General features: G+C 71.2%; 14 protein-coding genes. 9 read left to right on the top strand and 5 right to left on the bottom strand.

From position 1 onward, the window contains the following. Window positions 1-119: 119 nt before the first annotated feature. The gene (locus ACIQUR_RS10535) at window positions 120-1,559 is read left to right on the top strand and encodes a gamma-aminobutyraldehyde dehydrogenase (protein WP_403661515.1); all 1,440 of its coding nucleotides are present in this window, start codon (window positions 120-122) and stop codon (window positions 1,557-1,559) included. Between the two features lie 105 nt (window positions 1,560-1,664). After that, window positions 1,665-2,843: a PotD/PotF family extracellular solute-binding protein gene (locus tag ACIQUR_RS10530; protein ID WP_403661512.1), complete on the top strand. Its 1,179-nt coding sequence runs from the start codon at window positions 1,665-1,667 to the stop codon at window positions 2,841-2,843. 9 nt (window positions 2,844-2,852) lie between these two features. Here ACIQUR_RS10530 and ACIQUR_RS10525 read toward each other — a convergent pair whose 3' ends face one another. From ACIQUR_RS10525 to ACIQUR_RS10515, 3 genes are read right to left on the bottom strand one after another with little or no spacing between them, the layout of a single operon-like run. Beyond that, window positions 2,853-3,110, bottom strand: a complete 258-nt coding sequence (locus ACIQUR_RS10525) for a hypothetical protein (RefSeq protein ID WP_403661509.1) — start codon at window positions 3,108-3,110, stop codon at window positions 2,853-2,855. Between the two features lie 39 nt (window positions 3,111-3,149). Beyond that, complete coding sequence (locus ACIQUR_RS10520; protein ID WP_403661507.1) at window positions 3,150-3,890, bottom strand: glycerophosphodiester phosphodiesterase; 741 nt, start codon at window positions 3,888-3,890, stop codon at window positions 3,150-3,152. Window positions 3,891-3,911: 21 nt separating this feature from the next. After that, window positions 3,912-4,937 carry an adenosine deaminase gene (locus tag ACIQUR_RS10515; protein ID WP_403661504.1) on the bottom strand — a complete coding sequence of 342 codons (1,026 nt, stop codon included), beginning with the start codon at window positions 4,935-4,937 and terminating at the stop codon, window positions 3,912-3,914. A gap of 111 nt (window positions 4,938-5,048) precedes the next feature. On the opposite strand from ACIQUR_RS10515, the gene ACIQUR_RS10510 reads away from it, so the two are divergent. After that, a complete protein-coding gene (locus tag ACIQUR_RS10510; RefSeq protein WP_403661501.1) occupies window positions 5,049-5,732 on the top strand; it encodes a DUF4190 domain-containing protein in 684 nt (227 codons plus the stop codon). A gap of 185 nt (window positions 5,733-5,917) precedes the next feature. On the opposite strand, the gene ACIQUR_RS10505 is transcribed toward ACIQUR_RS10510, so the two are convergent. After that, window positions 5,918-7,510 (bottom strand): TROVE domain-containing protein, encoded by a 1,593-nt coding sequence (locus tag ACIQUR_RS10505; protein ID WP_403662636.1) that lies wholly within the window; start codon window positions 7,508-7,510, stop codon window positions 5,918-5,920. A 379-nt stretch (window positions 7,511-7,889) separates the two neighbouring features. Next, window positions 7,890-8,441 (bottom strand): NADAR family protein, encoded by a 552-nt coding sequence (locus ACIQUR_RS10500; RefSeq protein WP_403661499.1) that lies wholly within the window; start codon window positions 8,439-8,441, stop codon window positions 7,890-7,892. 174 nt (window positions 8,442-8,615) lie between these two features. Between ACIQUR_RS10500 and ACIQUR_RS10495 the strand changes: the two genes are divergently transcribed. The 6 genes from ACIQUR_RS10495 to ACIQUR_RS10470 are packed head-to-tail and all read left to right on the top strand — an operon-like array spanning window position 8,616 to window position 15,815. Then, window positions 8,616-10,130: a gamma-aminobutyraldehyde dehydrogenase gene (locus ACIQUR_RS10495; RefSeq protein WP_403661496.1), complete on the top strand. Its 1,515-nt coding sequence runs from the start codon at window positions 8,616-8,618 to the stop codon at window positions 10,128-10,130. A 52-nt stretch (window positions 10,131-10,182) separates the two neighbouring features. Next, window positions 10,183-11,430: a spermidine/putrescine ABC transporter substrate-binding protein gene (locus ACIQUR_RS10490; RefSeq protein ID WP_399952788.1), complete on the top strand. Its 1,248-nt coding sequence runs from the start codon at window positions 10,183-10,185 to the stop codon at window positions 11,428-11,430. Between the two features lie 43 nt (window positions 11,431-11,473). Then, complete coding sequence (locus ACIQUR_RS10485) at window positions 11,474-12,625, top strand: ABC transporter ATP-binding protein (RefSeq protein WP_403661492.1); 1,152 nt, start codon at window positions 11,474-11,476, stop codon at window positions 12,623-12,625. Then, entirely contained in the window at window positions 12,622-13,551 is a 930-nt protein-coding gene (locus ACIQUR_RS10480; RefSeq protein ID WP_403661489.1) for an ABC transporter permease, read from the top strand. Before ACIQUR_RS10485 ends, ACIQUR_RS10480 begins: the two co-directional genes overlap by 4 nt. Next, window positions 13,551-14,345 carry an ABC transporter permease gene (locus tag ACIQUR_RS10475; protein ID WP_403661486.1) on the top strand — a complete coding sequence of 265 codons (795 nt, stop codon included), beginning with the start codon at window positions 13,551-13,553 and terminating at the stop codon, window positions 14,343-14,345. Before ACIQUR_RS10480 ends, ACIQUR_RS10475 begins: the two co-directional genes overlap by 1 nt. Before the next feature lie 51 nt (window positions 14,346-14,396). Beyond that, entirely contained in the window at window positions 14,397-15,815 is a 1,419-nt protein-coding gene (locus tag ACIQUR_RS10470; protein ID WP_403661483.1) for an NAD(P)/FAD-dependent oxidoreductase, read from the top strand. The last annotated feature ends 146 nt before the right edge of the window (window positions 15,816-15,961 follow it).

Raw genomic sequence — 15,961 nt, 5'->3', positions numbered from 1 at the left:
CGACGTGATCTCACTGATTTCGTAGTTGGTGGCCGTCGGCTCTGTCGAAAGCGTCACCACACGAGCTAGGCTAGGGAACCGTCTCAACCATTGGACATGTGATCAGGAGTGTGGCTGTAGTGACCACCGAACTGCGTCGTCTGCGCAACTACATCGGCGGGGAGTTCAAGGACGCCGCCGACGGGCGGACCACCGAGGTGGTCAACCCCGCCACCGGCGAGGTCTTCGCCACGGCGCCGCTCTCGGGCCAGGCCGACGTCGACGCCGCCATGGCCGCTGCCGCTGCCGCCTTCCCGGGCTGGCGCGACACCACTCCGGCCGAGCGCCAGAAGGCCCTGCTGAAGATCGCGGACGCGATCGAGGCCCGTGCCGACGAGCTCGTCGCCGCCGAGTCCGAGAACACCGGCAAGCCGCTGGGCCTGACGGCCAGCGAGGAGCTGCCGCCGATGGTCGACCAGATCCGCTTCTTCGCGGGTGCCGCGCGCATGCTCGAGGGCCGCTCGGCCGGCGAGTACATGGACGGCATGACCTCGATCATCCGCCGCGAGCCGGTCGGCGTCTGCGCCCAGGTCGCGCCCTGGAACTACCCGATGATGATGGCCGTGTGGAAGTTCGCCCCGGCCATCGCCGCCGGCAACACCGTGGTCCTCAAGCCCTCGGACACCACCCCGGCCTCCACCATCCTGATGGCGGAGATCTTCGGCGACCTGCTGCCCAAGGGCGTCTTCAACGTCATCTGCGGTGACCGCGAGACCGGCAAGGCCATGGTCGAGCACCCCGTACCGGCGATGGCCTCCATCACCGGCTCGGTGCGCGCCGGCATGCAGGTCGCCGAGAGCGCCTCCAAGGACGTCAAGCGCGTCCACCTGGAGCTCGGCGGCAAGGCGCCGGTCGTCGTCTTCGAGGACGCCGACATCGCCAAGGCCGTCGAGGACATCGCGGTGGCGGGCTACTTCAACGCCGGCCAGGACTGTACGGCCGCGACCCGCGTGCTCGTCCACCAGTCCATCCACGACGAGTTCGTGACCGCGCTCGCCAAGCAGGCCGCCGACACCAAGACCGGCCAGCCGGACGACGAGGACGTGCTGTACGGCCCGCTGAACAACCCGAACCAGCTCAAGCAGGTCGCGGGCTTCATCGAGCGCCTCCCCGCCCACGCCAAGGTCGAGGCGGGCGGCCACCAGGTCGGCGACAAGGGCTACTTCTACGCCCCGACCGTCGTCTCGGGCCTCAAGCAGGACGACGAGATCATCCAGAACGAGGTCTTCGGCCCGGTCATCACCGTCCAGTCCTTCTCGGACGAGGCCCAGGCCCTGGAGTACGCGAACGACGTCGAGTACGCCCTCGCGTCCTCCGTGTGGACCAAGGACCACGCCCGCGCCATGCGCATGTCCAAGAACCTCGACTTCGGCTGCGTGTGGATCAACACCCACATCCCGCTCGTCGCCGAGATGCCGCACGGCGGCTACAAGAAGTCCGGCTACGGCAAGGACCTCTCCGCGTACGGCTTCGAGGACTACACGCGCATCAAGCACGTGATGACCTCGCTCGACGGCTGATCCCCGCGGCCCCGCGCCGTACTGATCAACTCTGAGCCCTGGAGGGGCGGGCGGTAGACACCTTGTCTATTGCCCGCCCCTTCGGCGTGCGGCGAGTCTTGGCCCATGCCTGAACTCGGTTTCTCCCGGCGCACCGCACTGCGCGGGCTCGGCGCGACGGGCCTGCTGGCCGCCCTCACCGGTTGCGGGGTGCCCGCCGCCTACGTTGCGGAGGACCAGCGGTCCGCCGCGGACCGCTCCGCCCGCGACAAGAGCGTCAGCTTCTCCAACTGGCCGCTCTACATCGACGTCGACGAGGAGGACGAGACCCGCCGGCCCACGCTGGAGTCCTTCTCCCGGAGCACCGGGATCTCCGTGCGGTACACCGAGGAGATCAACGACAACGACGAGTTCTTCGGCAAGGTCAGCCCGGCCCTGATGAACCGCCAGCAGACCGGCCACGACCTGGTCGTCGTCAGCGACTGGATGGCCGCCCGGTTCGTACGCCTGGGCTGGGCCCAGAAGATGGACCGCGCCGCGCAGCCGAACGTGGCCCGCCACCTCGACCCCCAGCTGCGCTCGCCCGCCTTCGACGAGGGCCGCGCCCACACCGTGCCCTGGCAGAGCGGCATCACCGGCATCGCCTACAACCGGCGCGCCCTGGGCCGGGAGCTGAAGTCCGTGTCGGACCTCTGGCACCCCGACCTCGCCGGCAAGGTGACGCTCTTCTCCGGCCTCGACGAGTCGTTCGCGCTGCTGATGCAGGGCGACGGCGTCGACACCGCCCGCTGGACCACGGGCGACTTCCACCGCGCCTGCGACCAGGTCGAGCGCATGGTCCGCAAGGGCCACATCCGCCGCTTCACCGGCAACGACTACACCTCCGACCTGAGCAAGGGCGACGTGCTGGCCTGCCAGGCCTACTCCGGCGACGCCATCCAGCTCCAGGCCGACAACCCGGACATCGAGTTCGTGGTCCCCGAGGAGGGCGCGGAGCTCTGGTCGGAGAGCCTGATCGTGCCCAACCTCGCGCCCCACAAGGCCAACGCCGAGTCGCTCGTCGACCACTACTACCGGCCGGAGGTCGCCGCCGAGCTGGCCGCCTACGTCAACTACGTCTGCCCGGTCCCGGCCGCGCAGGCCGTCCTGGCGGACTCCGACGACGCGGAGACGGCGGCCCTCGCCGAGGACCCGCTGATCTTCCCCGACCGCGAGATGCGCAAGCGCCTGACCGTCGCCCGCGACATCGCCCCGGACGAGCGGCCCGAACTGGCCCGCCGCTGGAACTCCATCGTGGGTCTCTGATCCGCGGGATCACCTCCGGAACGCCGCCGGGGTGACCGACAGCGCCACCGGGTTCACGTCCTGGCCCTTGGCGTCCGTGGAGTTGACCGAGTGGACCAGCGTGCGGGAGAGGTCGCGGGTGGCACCCATCCCCGTGCTGTAGCCGAAGCGCCCGCCCGACTTGCCCCAGACCACCGTGCCGTCCGGCAGGACCAGCCGCGACATCCCCGCCGTCAGCTGGACGGGCCTGCGCGACACGAAGTCCTTGACCTGCGGCACGGTGAACATCTCCGCCAGACCGTCACGTCCCGCAGCGCGCCGCCGGGATCACCGCGGCAGCCCGACGGCACCGGCCGCCGCCCGCACCCCGACCAGCGCGGCCACCCGGTTCGTGGTCACCGAGTCCACGCCCATGGCGATCAGCCTGCGCATCGTCCGCTTCGTGTCGGCGGTCCAGGCGGACACCAGGAACCCGTCCGCGTGCAGCGCCTCCACCAGCTCCCGGCTGAGCACCCCGAAGCGGTAGTTCAGCCAGCGCGGCGCCACCGCCTCCACCAGCGACCGGCTCGGCGGGCACACCGAGGTCCAGGTCATCGCGATCTCCGCGCCCGGATCGGCGGCCCGCACGGCCAGCATGGTGGTGGCCCCGGCGCAGTAGTACACGCGGTCGCGCGCCCCGCACTCCCGGACCAGGCCCACCACCTCGCGCACCGTGCCGGCCATCGCGCCCGGCAGGTCGATCATCACCCGTGCCGGCCCGGTGGCCTCCAGCGCCTCCCGCAGCGTCGGCACCCCGCCGTCCGACAGCTCGCGCACCTCGGCCGCGGTCAGCGAGACCACCGGACGGGCGTCGCGCCACAGCCGCCGGAACGACTCGTCGTGCAGCAGCACCGGCACCCCGTCGCTGGTCAGCCGGACGTCGACCTCCACCGCGTCCGCGCCGCGCGCGACCGCGGAGCGCAGCGAGGCCAACGTGTTCTCGCGGACGAGGTACGGGTCGCCGCGGTGGCCGACGGCGTGGACGGTACGGGAGGCGGGATACGCGACGGGGGCGTGGTCGGTGCGCATGCGCCCCATTCTCGGCTCAGGTCAGCGGGCCAGCCAGGCGTTCGTGTACGTGTCGATCTCCTCGGTCAGCCGCGCCTTGCCCGCCGGGTCCAGGAAGGAGGCCTCGACGGCGTTCTTCGCCAGGGCGGCGAGCCCCTTCTCGTCCAGCTCCAGCAGGCGCGCGGCCACCGCGTACTCGTTGTTGAGGTCGGTGCCGAACATCGGCGGGTCGTCGCTGTTGATGGTGACCAGCACGCCGGCCTCCACCATCTGCTTCACCGGGTGCCGGTCCAGGTCGGTGACCGCGCGGGTGGCGATGTTCGAGGTCGGGCAGACCTCCAGCGCGATCCGGTGCTCGGCCAGGTACGCGAGCAGCTCCGGGTCCATCGGGGCGCTCGTGCCGTGGCCGATCCGCTCGGCACCGAGCACGCGCAGCGCGTCCCAGATGGTCTCCGGGCCGGTGGTCTCGCCCGCGTGCGGCACGCTGTGCAGGCCGGCGGCGCGGGCGCGGTCGAAGTACGGCTTGAACTGCGGGCGCGGTACGCCGATCTCGGGGCCGCCGAGGCCGAACGAGACCAGGCCCTCCGGGCGCAGGTCGACGGCGAGCCGCGCGGTCTCCTCGGCCGCCTCCAGCCCGGCCTCGCCGGGGATGTCGAAGCACCAGCGCAGGACGACGCCGAGCTCGGCCTCGGCCGCCTTCCGCGCGTCCTCGATGGCGTCCATGAAGGCGCGCTCGTCGATGCCGCGGCGGGTGGAGCTGTACGGGGTGATGGTCAGCTCGGCGTACCGGATGTTCTGGCGGGCCATGTCGCGGGCGACCTCGTAGGTCAGCAGCCGGACGTCCTCGGGGGTGCGGATGAGGTCGACGACCGAGAGGTAGACCTCGATGAAGTGGGCGAAGTCGGTGAAGGTGAAGTAGTCCGCCAGCGCCTCCGGGTCCGTCGGCACCTTCGAGTCGGGGTGCCGCGCGGCCAGTTCGGCCACGATGCGCGGGGAGGCGGACCCGACGTGGTGCACGTGGAGTTCCGCCTTCGGCAGCCCAGCGATGAAGGAGTGGAGATCGGGCACGGGGTCCTCCGGGATGACGGCGGTGCGGGCAGGTCGCCCTCATCGTAGGCAGGCCGCCGGGGTGTCAGGGGCAGCGCTTAGCATGGCCGTACGAGAGAGGGGGGCTCCGAAATGTCCGAAGAGAACCCGGGAGCGGGGGCGCGGGATCCATGGGCGCCGCCGGAGAGCCCGAGCGTGCCGCTGGAGAAGCAGCCGGCCGCGGAGCCGCCGCGCCAGGGGGTCCACGACCAGCCGACCATGGCCGGGGGTCTGCCGGGTGCCGGGCAGCCGACCCCGGCGTACGGCCGGCCGCCGGTGCCGGGTCCGGGCACGCCTGCCTACGCCCAGCCGGCCGTACCGGCGTACGGCGCTCCGGGCCCGGAGCAGGGGTACGGCTACCCCGGCGGCCCGGCGCAGCAGTACCCCGGATACCCGGGCTACCCCGGTTACCCCGGATACCCGGGCCAAGGCCAGGGCTGGGGCGGCCCCCAGCCGAGGAACGGCTTCGGCGTGACGGCGCTGGTGCTGGGCATCCTCGCGGTCGTCCTCTTCTGCGCCAGCATCTTCGCGGTGCTCATCGGCGTGACGGCGGTGGTCTTCGGGGTGCTCGGCCGGTCCCGCGCCAAGCGGGGCGAGGCCGACAACGCCGGCCAGGCGCTGGCCGGCATCATCCTCGGGGCCGTGGGCATCGTGCTGGGCGCGGTGATGTTCGGGCTGATCATCGCGGGCGCGATGTTCGAGAGCGGGGGCGGCGGCGAGTACGACTACGACGAGGACCCGCCGGCGTTCTCGACCAGCCTGGTCGTCGAGCGTTAGGCCCTGTCTTTCGGATCACGCCGGGCTCGCGGGGCCTGGCACGCACGCTCGCCGCGTTGTCGTCGGTCGTCAACGTCCCCCAGCTACCGCTGGGGGTACCCCCACCGCGTTGACTCCCTCCTCCGCCTTGCGATCGCACGCACCAGGCCCCGCTCCCTGATCCGGCCTGATCCGAAAGACAGGGCCTAGGCCTGGTCGCCGGCGGACCGTCCGGCTCGGTCGTCGGCGAGCCAGGGCCAGGCCCCGCGGAGGCCGGCCTCCAGGAGCGGCACCATGCGGAAGGCCGCGTCGCCGAGCCCGCCGAAGGTGTGCCGGGTCGGCAGGTCGGCGGGCACGTGGCCGATCCGGTGGCCCCCCAGGTTCCAGGTGTAGACGGGGACGCGGGAGGGGATCCGGGAGGCCGGGTGGCCCAGGCGGCGGTGCGGGGCGGCCTGCTCGTCGGTGATGATCAGGACCCGGTCGTGCCGGTCGTAGTGCTTGAGCACGGCGGCGACCGTCTCGGTGCCCCCGAGTTCCCGGAAGCGCTCCAGGATGCGCAGCACGCCCTCGCCGGGCTCGTACCGCACGCGGTGGCTGTACGAGCCGAACTGCACCAGGTCCGCCGCCTCGGCCCGCAGCGCCAGCGCCGTGCCGAACACGGCGGCCGCGTCGGCCCGGTTCAGCTGAGAGCGCTCCGACAGCGGTTCCCACATCGACCCGGAGCGGTCCACCAGCACCAGCGTCCGCCCCGGCAGGGCCGGTACGTTCGCCAGCGAGTGGCCCAGCGCCCGTTCCAGCGGCTCCGCCCAGCGCGCCGAGGGCGCATGGCGGTGCGCGGCCAGGTAGCGGAAGGGGAACTGCCGCGAGGCGGCCACCACCTCCGGGTCCGCGATCCTCTCGGCGACCCGGGCGGCCACCTCGTCGGAGACGCCCGCCCCGTCGAAGTTCCGCAGGTTCCGCACGAGCGCCATCGGGCCCATGGACGGGATCATCGCCTCCCAGACCGCGGCGTCCAGCGGGCCCTGGAGCCAGCCGGCCAGCGCCTCCCAGGTCAGCCCGGCCCGCGCCAGCCGTTCGGCGCCGCCGGCCCCCGTGACGACCGGCCGCCGCTCCGCCACCGGGAGCTCCATCAGCTCCCGGTGCGCGCCCAGCACCGGAACCGAGGCGGGCGGGACGGCCCGCGCGGGACGGTGCCGGCGGTCCAGGGCGTACCGGAACAGGTCGCCCTGCCAGGGCTTGGCCGGGTCGGGCGCGGCGTGCGTGAGGTTGAGGACGTCGCCGAAGCGGAACTCGTGCGCGGCGGTGTCGTACTTGAGCAGGGACCGTCCGTGGTACAGCCGCCGCACGGCGTCGGCGACGCCGCGCTTCAGGGGCTTGGGCAGGGCCCGCCCGTACGTGGCCGTCCAGTGGGCCAGCAGCGCCCCGGGCTCGTCGGCCCGCTGGAGCACGGAGTCGACGACGCCCCGGTTGGAGGGGCCCGCGGTGGCTCCGGCGTCGAGGCGGGCCTTGACGTAGGCGGCCGCTCCGACGAGGGACGCCCGGCGCATGTGGGCACTGCCGCGCAGCCAGGCCAGCAGTCCCGCGGTCCACTCCGGGTCCTCGACGGCGAGCCGCCGGACGAGGAGGGTGTAGCGGTGCTCGCGGGCGGCGGCCGTTTCGGCGGAGGTCTCCTCACCCGCGAAGAGGGCGACGGCGAGGACGAACAGCTCTGAGCGCGGGTCGCGGACGTATCCCTTGCCGCCCTGGTCGGTGTAGGCGCCCCGCCACATGCCGCCGCCCTCCCTCAGCAGGGCGGGCATCCGGGCGGCCGCCGCCACGGAGGGCGACACGAGCATGGTGGACCACATCTTCGATTCGCGGCGGTGGAAGCGAGGCAGGCGAATCCCCCCGGATTCAGTCTCGGCGAAGGTGAAGGTGAAGGTGGGTGAAGGTGAAGACGAAGGCGGAGCCCGGCCCGGCGGACGGTGGAACCGGCCGCCGGGCCGCGGGCCGCGCACGGCGGCCTCCCGAGATCGGAAAGGGGCGGCGGCGTCACTCGTGTCAGAAAAGGAAGTAACCGCAGCCCGCGCACCGGGAGGCGCGTGGCAACGACGCGGAGCCTAGGCGCGCCCCCCGCGCCGCCGCCACCGAATAAAGGACGGCCCGCCGCCGGTCCCCCCGAACCGGCGGCGGGCCCTGCTACTCGCCCGCCCGCAGCCGCTCCCGCGCGTCCATCAGCGCGAAGCCCAGCAGGTTCAGTCCCCGCCACCGCTGGGGCACCAGCGCGTCCGGCGAGTCGGCGGCCAGCCCGATGCCCCAGAACCGGTCCAGCGGGCTCGCCTCCACCAGCACGCGCTCGCCCGTCCCCAGCAGGAAGGAACGCAGCGCCGGGTCGGAGCCGAACTTGTGCACGCTGCCCTCGACCACGAGGGCGTACCGCTCGCGCTCCCACACCGCGTCGTCGAACCCGCGCACCAGCCGCCCGGCCTTCTTGGCCTCGGCCGGAGTCGGCGCGGCCAGCGCGACGGCCAGCGCCTCCTCGTCCCCGAAGAGCCGCGCCTTGCCGGCCATCATCCAGTGCTCCGCCGTCGCGTACCGCACGTCACCCACAGTGAACGGCGACGGCCACCACTGCGAGAGACAGCTCGGCCCGAGCGTCCCGTCGGCCCGCGGACGGTGCCCCCAGAAGGGCAGGTACTTCACTCGCTCACCCCGGTTGACCTGCTCGATCAACTTGTCGATCTTCGCCATGCACGCGAGTCTGGCAGTCGCCACTGACACTTCGTACGGGATTTCTCCTCCCACGCGACACATGGTCGACCGATTCCGTCGCGTAACCAAAAGGCAACAACGGAATCACTTGTTGGAGGAGAAGGCCTCTGTCAGGATCGGCACTCAATTCGAGCTGGAGCTACGGAGAGCGTGATGGGCAACCGCTTCCAGGTTACGGACCGCTTCGCGGACGGCGCACAATTCATCGACGGAAAGCTGAGGACCGGAACCTCCGGACAATCACACACCGTGGTGAACCCCGCCACCGGCGAGGAGGTACTCACCTACGCCCTCGCGTCCACCGCCGACGTGGACGAGGCCGTGGCCGCCGCCAAGGCCGCCTTCCCGGCCTGGGCCGCCGCCACCCCCGGGGAGCGCTCCGACGCCCTGCACCGCCTCGCCGCGGTCCTCGCCGAGCAGGCCGAGGACTTCGCGTACGCCGAGTCCCTGCAGTGCGGCAAGCCGCTCAAGCTGAGCACCGAGTTCGACGTGCCGGGCACGATCGACAACACCGCCTTCTTCGCCGGTGCCGCCCGCCACCTCCAGGGCCAGGCCGCCGGCGAGTACTCCGGCGACCACACCTCGTACGTACGCCGCGAGCCGATCGGCGTAGTCGGCTCCATCGCCCCCTGGAACTACCCGCTCCAGATGGCCGCCTGGAAGATCCTCCCGGCCGTCGCCGCGGGCAACACGATCGTCCTCAAGCCGGCCGAGCTGACGCCCCTGACCTCCCTGATGTTCGCCCAGGCGGCGAAGGAGGCGGGCATCCCCGACGGTGTGATCAACATCGTCACGGGCGCCGGCCGCGAGGCGGGCGAGCGCCTGGTGGGCCACCCCGACGTGGCCATGACCTCCTTCACCGGCTCCACCGCGGTCGGCAAGCGGGTCGCCGAGATCGCCACCGCCACCGTCAAGCGGCTCCACCTGGAGCTCGGCGGCAAGGCCCCCTTCGTGGTCTTCGACGACGCGGACCTGGAGGCCGCCGCCAACGGCGCGGTCGCCGCCTCCCTCATCAACACCGGCCAGGACTGCACCGCCGCCACCCGCGCGTACGTCCAGCGCCCCGTGTACGACGCCTTCGTGGCCCGTGTCGCGGAGCTGATGGCGTCCGTCCGCGTCGGCGACCCCTTCGCCCCCGGCACCGACCTCGGCCCGCTCGTCTCCCACGTCCAGCGCGACCGGGTCGCCGCCTTCGTCGAGCGCGCCCGCGGATACGCCACCGTCGTGACCGGCGGCGAGGCGCCCGGAGGGGATCTGGCGGACGGCGCGTACTATCTGCCCACGCTGATCGCGGACGCGGCCCAGGACAGCGAGGTCGTCCAGTCCGAGATCTTCGGCCCGGTCCTCGCCGTGCTGCCCTTCGACACGGACGACGAGGGCATCGAACTCGCCAACGACACCCCGTACGGGCTCGCCGCCTCCGCCTGGAGCCGCGACGTGTACCGGGCCAACCGCGCCACCCGCGAGATCAAGGCGGGTTGCGTCTGGGTCAACGACCACATCCCGATCATCAGCGAGATGCCGCACGGCGGCTACAAGGCCAGCGGCTACGGAAAGGACATGTCGGCGTACTCCTTCGAGGAGTACACGCAGGTCAAGCACGTGATGTACGACAACACCGGGGTGCCGCGCAAGGACTGGCACCGCACGATCTTCGGGGACCGATAAACAGCGCTCCGCCCGACCAGCGGAACACGACACATGGGAAAGGGCCCAGCGCATGGAGCACCACGAGCCCGAGCTCTCCTCGGCGGAAGTCGCGGCGATGCGACGCAGCCTCACCAGCGGGCGGGGCGCCCTGACGCGCCGCTCGCTGCTGCGCGCGTCGGGGATCGGCGCGCTGACTCTGGGCGGCCTCGGCACCCTGAGCGCCTGCGGCATCCCGCCGGCCAAGCGGAACGACGGCTCCGCCCCCGCTGACGACGACCATTCGGCCCAGGAGAAGGTGATCAACTTCTCCAACTGGACCGAGTACATGGACACCAGCGAGGACGAGAAGCACCGGCCGACCCTGGAGGAGTTCACCAAACGCACCGGGATCAAGGTCAAGTACACCGAGGACATCAACGACAACGTCGAGTTCTTCGGGAAGATCAGGCCGCAGCTCGCCGCGGGCCAGGAGACCGGCCGCGACCTCATCGTCGTCACCGACTGGCTGGCCGCGCGCATGATCAAGCTCGGCTGGGTGCAGCAGCTCGACCCGGCCCACCTGCCGCACGCCTTCGCCAACCTGTCGCAGCAGTTCCGGATGCCCGACTGGGACCCGGGCCGCGCCTTCTCCTACCCGTGGACCGGCATCTCGACGGTCATCGCGTACAACACGAAGGCCACCGGCGGCAAGAAGGTCGACTCCGTCACCCAGATGCTCGACGACCCGACCCTGAAGGGCCGCGTCGGCTTCCTGACGGAGATGCGCGACACGGTCGGCATGACCCTGCTCGACATGGGCAAGGACCCCGCCACCTTCACCACCCCGGACTACGACGCCGCGATCGCCCGCCTCCAGAAGGGCGTCGACAAGAAGCAGATCCGCCGCTTCACCGGCAACGACTACACCTCGGACCTGGACAAGGGCGACCTCGCCGCCTGTCTGGCCTGGGCCGGCGACATCATCCAGCTCCAGGCCGACAACCCGGACATCCAGTACGCGATCCCGGCCGCCGGCTACATGACCTCCACGGACAACCTCCTGGTCCCGGCGAAGGCCCGGCACAAGACCAACGCCGAGCGGCTCATCGACTACTACTACGAGCCCCCGGTCGCCGCCCAGCTGGCCGCGTACATCAACTACGTCTGCCCGGTCGAGGGCGTCAAGCCCGAGCTGGCCAAGATCGACCCGGCGCTGGCGGACAACCCCCTGATCATCCCGGACAAGGCCATGGCCGCGAAGTCCCACGCGTTCCGTTCCCTCACCGTCGCCGAGGAGCGGGACTACGAGGAGAAGTTCGCCAAGCTCATCGGTGCCTGAGCCCGCCCCCCTTTCCGAATTCCACACCACGGGACCGCGACCCATGACTGAAAAGACCGCGGGCGGCGACGTCCGCCTCACCGGGATCAGCAAGCACTACGGCTCCTTCACCGCCGTGCACCCGCTCGACCTGACCATCCCCCAGGGCTCCTTCTTCGCCCTGCTGGGCGCCTCCGGCTGCGGCAAGACCACCACGCTGCGCATGATCGCCGGCCTGGAGGAACCCTCCACCGGCACGGTCCACCTCGGCGACCGCGACGTCACCGGCCTGGCGCCGTACAAGCGCCCGGTGAACACGGTGTTCCAGAGCTACGCGCTCTTCCCGCACATGGACATCTTCGAGAACATCGCCTTCGGACTGCGCCGCCGCGGCATCAAGTCGGTCAAGAAGCAGGTGGACGAGATGATCGAGCTCGTCCAGCTCGGCGAGCACGCGCGCAAGAAGCCCCACCAGCTCTCCGGCGGCCAGCAGCAGCGCGTCGCCGTCGCCCGCGCCCTGATCAACCACCCGCAGGTGCTCCTCCTCGACGAGCCCCTCGGCGCCCTCGACCTCAAGCTGCGCCGTCAGATGCAGCTGGAGCTCAAGCGCATCCAGACCGAGGTCGGCATCACCTTCGTGCACGTCACCCACGACCAGGAGGAGGCCATGACCATGGCCGACACCGTCGCGGTGATGAACGGCGGCCGGGTCGAGCAGCTCGGCGCCCCCGCGGAGCTGTACGAGAACCCGCGCACCACCTTCGTGGCCAACTTCCTCGGCACCTCGAACCTGATCGAGACCTCGGTGGAGGAGACCGGCTCCGGCGACGTGGTCGTCTCCGCGGCCGGCGCGAAGCTCCGCCTGCCGGCGGAACGATGTTCCACCACCCCCCACGCCGGCGGCCGGCTGCTGGTCGGCGTCCGCCCCGAGAAGATCTCCCTGGTCCCGGCGGACGAGGAGCACACCGTGCCCGACGGCCGCAACAAGGTGACCGGCCGGATCGTGAACTCCTCCTTCATCGGTGTCTCCACCCAGTTCGTCATCGACAGCCCGGTCTGCCCCGAGCTGGAGGTGTACGTCCAGAACATCGAGCGGGACGCGCGCCTGGTCCCCGGCGCCGAGGTCGTCCTCCACTGGAACCCGGCGCACACCTTCGGCCTCGATGCCTCCCAGGACATCGACGCGGGCGTCGAGACGGTCGGGGAGAGCGCATGACGACCGCGACCGAAGCGCCCCCCGCCGCGCCGCAGGCGGAGCCGCCGGTCCACAAGACCTCCGTACGGCGCAAGCTGGTCCCGTACTGGCTGCTGCTCCCCGGCATCCTGTGGCTGCTGGTCTTCTTCGTCCTGCCGATGGTCTACCAGGCCTCCACCTCCGTGCAGACCGGCTCGCTGGAGCAGGGCTTCGAGGTCACCTGGCACTTCCAGACCTACTGGGACGCCTTCACCGAGTACTTCCCGCAGTTCCTGCGCTCGCTGCTGTACGCCGGCACCGCGACCGTGCTGTGCCTGCTGCTCGGCTACCCGCTCGCGTACCTGATCGCCTTCCGGGCCGGCCGCTGGCGCAACCTGCTGCTGATCCTGGTGATCGCGCCGTTCTTCACCAGCTTCCTGATCCGCACGCTCGCCTGGAAGACGATCCTCGCGGACGACAGCGTCGTGGTGGACGTGCTCAACACCCTGCACGTCCTGGACGTCACCAGCTGGCTGGGGATGACCGAGGGCGACCGCGTGCTGGCCACGCCCCTGGCGGTGGTCTGCGGTCTGACGTACAACTTCCTGCCCTTCATGATCCTGCCGCTCTACACCTCGCTGGAGCGCATCGACACCCGTCTGCACGAGGCGGCCGGCGACCTGTACGCCACCCCGGCCACCACCTTCCGCAAGGTGACCTTCCCGCTGTCGATGCCGGGCGTGGTCTCGGGCACGCTGCTCACCTTCATCCCGGCGAGCGGCGACTACGTCAACGCCGAGCTGCTCGGCTCGGCGGACACCCGCATGATCGGCAACGTCATCCAGTCGCAGTACCTGCGGATCCTGGACTACCCCACGGCGGCCGCGCTGTCGTTCATCCTGATGGCCATCGTGCTGATCATGGTCACCGTCTACATCCGCCGCGCCGGAACGGAGGACCTGGTCTGATGCAGTGGCTCCGACGCAACTTCGTCGTCATCGCCGGCCTCGGCACGCTCGCGTACCTGATCCTGCCGAACGTCGTGGTGACGGTCTTCTCCTTCAACAACCCCGCCGGGCGGTTCAACTACGCCTGGCAGGAGTTCTCCCTGGAGGCCTGGGAGGACCCGTGCGGCGTCGCCGACATGTGCGGCTCCCTCTCGCTGTCCCTCCAGATCGCCCTCTGGTCGACCATCGGCGCGACCGTCCTCGGCACGATGATCGCCTTCGCCCTGGTCCGGTACCGCTTCCGGGCGCGCGGCGCGGTGAACTCGCTGATCTTCCTGCCGATGGCGATGCCCGAGATCGTGATGGCGGCCTCGCTGCTCGCCCTCTTCCTCAACATGGGCATCGAGCTGGGCTTCTGGACCATCCTGATCGCCCACATCATGTTCTGCCTCAGCTTCGTCGTGGCCGCCGTCAAGGCGCGCGTGCTCTCGATGGACCCGAGGCTGGAGGAGGCCGCCCGGGACCTCTACGCGAGCCCCGTGCAGACCTTCCTCCGGGTCACCCTCCCGATCGCCGCCCCCGGCATCGCGGCCGGTGCCCTGCTCTCCTTCGCCCTGTCGTTCGACGACTTCATCATCACGAACTTCAACTCGGGCAACACGGTCACCTTCCCCATGTTCGTGTGGGGATCGGCCCAGCGCGGCACGCCCGTGCAGATCAACGTCATCGGTACGGCGATGTTCGTCATCGCGGTGCTGGTGGTGCTCGCCGGCCAGATGGTCAGCAGCCGGCGCAGGAAACAAGCGCGGAACTGAGCACAGGACTCAGCGCGCAGAACCAAGCAGTTCCGTAAGGAGTTGGAAGCCATGGCCCCAGTCGCCATGCGTACCGTTGCACAATCCCTTTCCGACGCACTGCCGGTCTCGTACTGGCTGGACGACCCCGGCAGGCCCGCCCCGCAGCCGGCCCTCACCGGCGACGAGCACTGCGACCTGCTCGTCATCGGCGGTGGCTACACCGGTCTGTGGACCGCGCTCCTGGCCAAGGAGCGCGACCCCGGGCGGGACGTCGTACTGATCGAGAGCAAGGAGGCGGGCTGGGCCGCCTCCGGCCGGAACGGCGGCTTCTGCGCCGCTTCCCTCACCCACGGCCTGGCCAACGGCATCGCCCGCTGGCCCGAGGAGCTGCCGAGACTGGAGGAGCTGGGCGCCCGCAACCTCGACGCCATCGAGGCGGCCGTCGCCCGCTACGGCATCGACTGCGACTTCGAGCGCACCGGCGAGATCGACGTGGCCACCGAGCCGCACCAGGTGGAGGAGCTCAAGGAGCTGCACGCCGAGGCCGAGCGCCTGGGCCTGGGCGAGGGCTCGGTCTTCCTCGACCAGGACGCCGTACGCGCCGAGGTCGACTCGCCCACCTTCCTCGGCGGCGTGTGGGACCGCGACGGCGTCGCCATGCTGCACCCCGCCAAGCTCGCCTGGGGCCTCAAGGAGGCCTGCCTCGGGCTCGGCGTACGGATCTACGAGAACACCCGCGGCCTGGAGCTCACCTCCTCCGGCGCCGGGATGGCCGTCCGCACCCCGTACGGCCGGGTGCTGGCCCGCCGGGTGGCGCTGGGCACCAACATCTTCCCGTCGCTGGTCAAGCGCATCCGCCCGTACACCGTCCCGGTCTACGACTACGCGCTGATGACCGAGCCGCTCACGCCGGGGCAGCTCGCGGCCGTCGGCTGGAAGAACCGGCAGGGCCTGGGCGACAGCGCCAACCAGTTCCACTACTTCCGGATCACCGCCGACAACCGCATCCTCTGGGGCGGCTACGACGCCATCTACCCCTACGGCGGCAAGCTCGACTCCGAGTACGACCACCGGCCGGAGACCTACCTCAAGCTGGCCGGGCACTTCTTCACCTGCTTCCCGCAGCTGGAGGGGATCCGCTTCAGCCACGCCTGGGGCGGCGCCATCGACACCTGCTCCCGCTTCTCGGCCTTCTTCGGCAAGGCGTACTCCGGCAAGGTCGCGTACGCCGCGGGCTACACCGGCCTCGGCGTCGGCTCCACGCGCTTCGGCGCGGACGTGATGCTGGACCTGCTGGCGGGGGAGCGGACCGAGCGGACCGAGCTGAAGATGGTCCGCACGAAGCCGATGCCCTTCCCGCCCGAGCCGTTCAAGTGGACCGGCATCGCGCTGACCAAGTGGTCGCTGGCCCGGGCCGACGAGCGCAGCGGGCACCGCAACCTCTGGCTGAAGACGCTGGACCGCTTCGGTCTCGGCTTCGACAGCTGATCCCATGATCGACGGTTGTGGGGCCCCCCGGCCCCCGGGGGCCCCCCCCCCCCCGGGGCGCCCCCCCCCCCCCCCCCCACCCCCCCCCCCCCCCCCCACACCCCGGGGCCCCCCCCCCCCCACCCCCCGGCAGACGAGCCCGCAAC

Origin of the sequence: Streptomyces sp. NPDC101132 (genome assembly GCF_044759225.1) — a bacterium.
GTDB lineage: Bacteria > Actinomycetota > Actinomycetes > Streptomycetales > Streptomycetaceae > Streptomyces.
This window is presented reverse-complemented; position numbering and strand designations above follow the sequence as displayed.

Excerpts from the sequence above, each read along its gene's own strand:
- ACIQUR_RS10530 (WP_403661512.1), top strand. The coding sequence starts at position 1,665 with ATGCCTGAACTCGGTTTCTCCCGGCGCACCGCACTGCGCGGGCTCGGC.
- ACIQUR_RS10525 (WP_403661509.1), bottom strand. The coding sequence starts at position 3,110 with ATGTTCACCGTGCCGCAGGTCAAGGACTTCGTGTCGCGCAGGCCCGTC.
- ACIQUR_RS10520 (WP_403661507.1), bottom strand. The coding sequence starts at position 3,890 with ATGCGCACCGACCACGCCCCCGTCGCGTATCCCGCCTCCCGTACCGTC.
- ACIQUR_RS10510 (WP_403661501.1), top strand. The coding sequence starts at position 5,049 with ATGTCCGAAGAGAACCCGGGAGCGGGGGCGCGGGATCCATGGGCGCCG.
- ACIQUR_RS10505 (WP_403662636.1), bottom strand. The coding sequence starts at position 7,510 with ATGCCCGCCCTGCTGAGGGAGGGCGGCGGCATGTGGCGGGGCGCCTAC.
- ACIQUR_RS10500 (WP_403661499.1), bottom strand. The coding sequence starts at position 8,441 with ATGGCGAAGATCGACAAGTTGATCGAGCAGGTCAACCGGGGTGAGCGA.
- ACIQUR_RS10495 (WP_403661496.1), top strand. The coding sequence starts at position 8,616 with ATGGGCAACCGCTTCCAGGTTACGGACCGCTTCGCGGACGGCGCACAA.
- ACIQUR_RS10490 (WP_399952788.1), top strand. The coding sequence starts at position 10,183 with ATGGAGCACCACGAGCCCGAGCTCTCCTCGGCGGAAGTCGCGGCGATG.
- ACIQUR_RS10485 (WP_403661492.1), top strand. The coding sequence starts at position 11,474 with ATGACTGAAAAGACCGCGGGCGGCGACGTCCGCCTCACCGGGATCAGC.
- ACIQUR_RS10480 (WP_403661489.1), top strand. The coding sequence starts at position 12,622 with ATGACGACCGCGACCGAAGCGCCCCCCGCCGCGCCGCAGGCGGAGCCG.
- ACIQUR_RS10475 (WP_403661486.1), top strand. The coding sequence starts at position 13,551 with ATGCAGTGGCTCCGACGCAACTTCGTCGTCATCGCCGGCCTCGGCACG.
- ACIQUR_RS10470 (WP_403661483.1), top strand. The coding sequence starts at position 14,397 with ATGGCCCCAGTCGCCATGCGTACCGTTGCACAATCCCTTTCCGACGCA.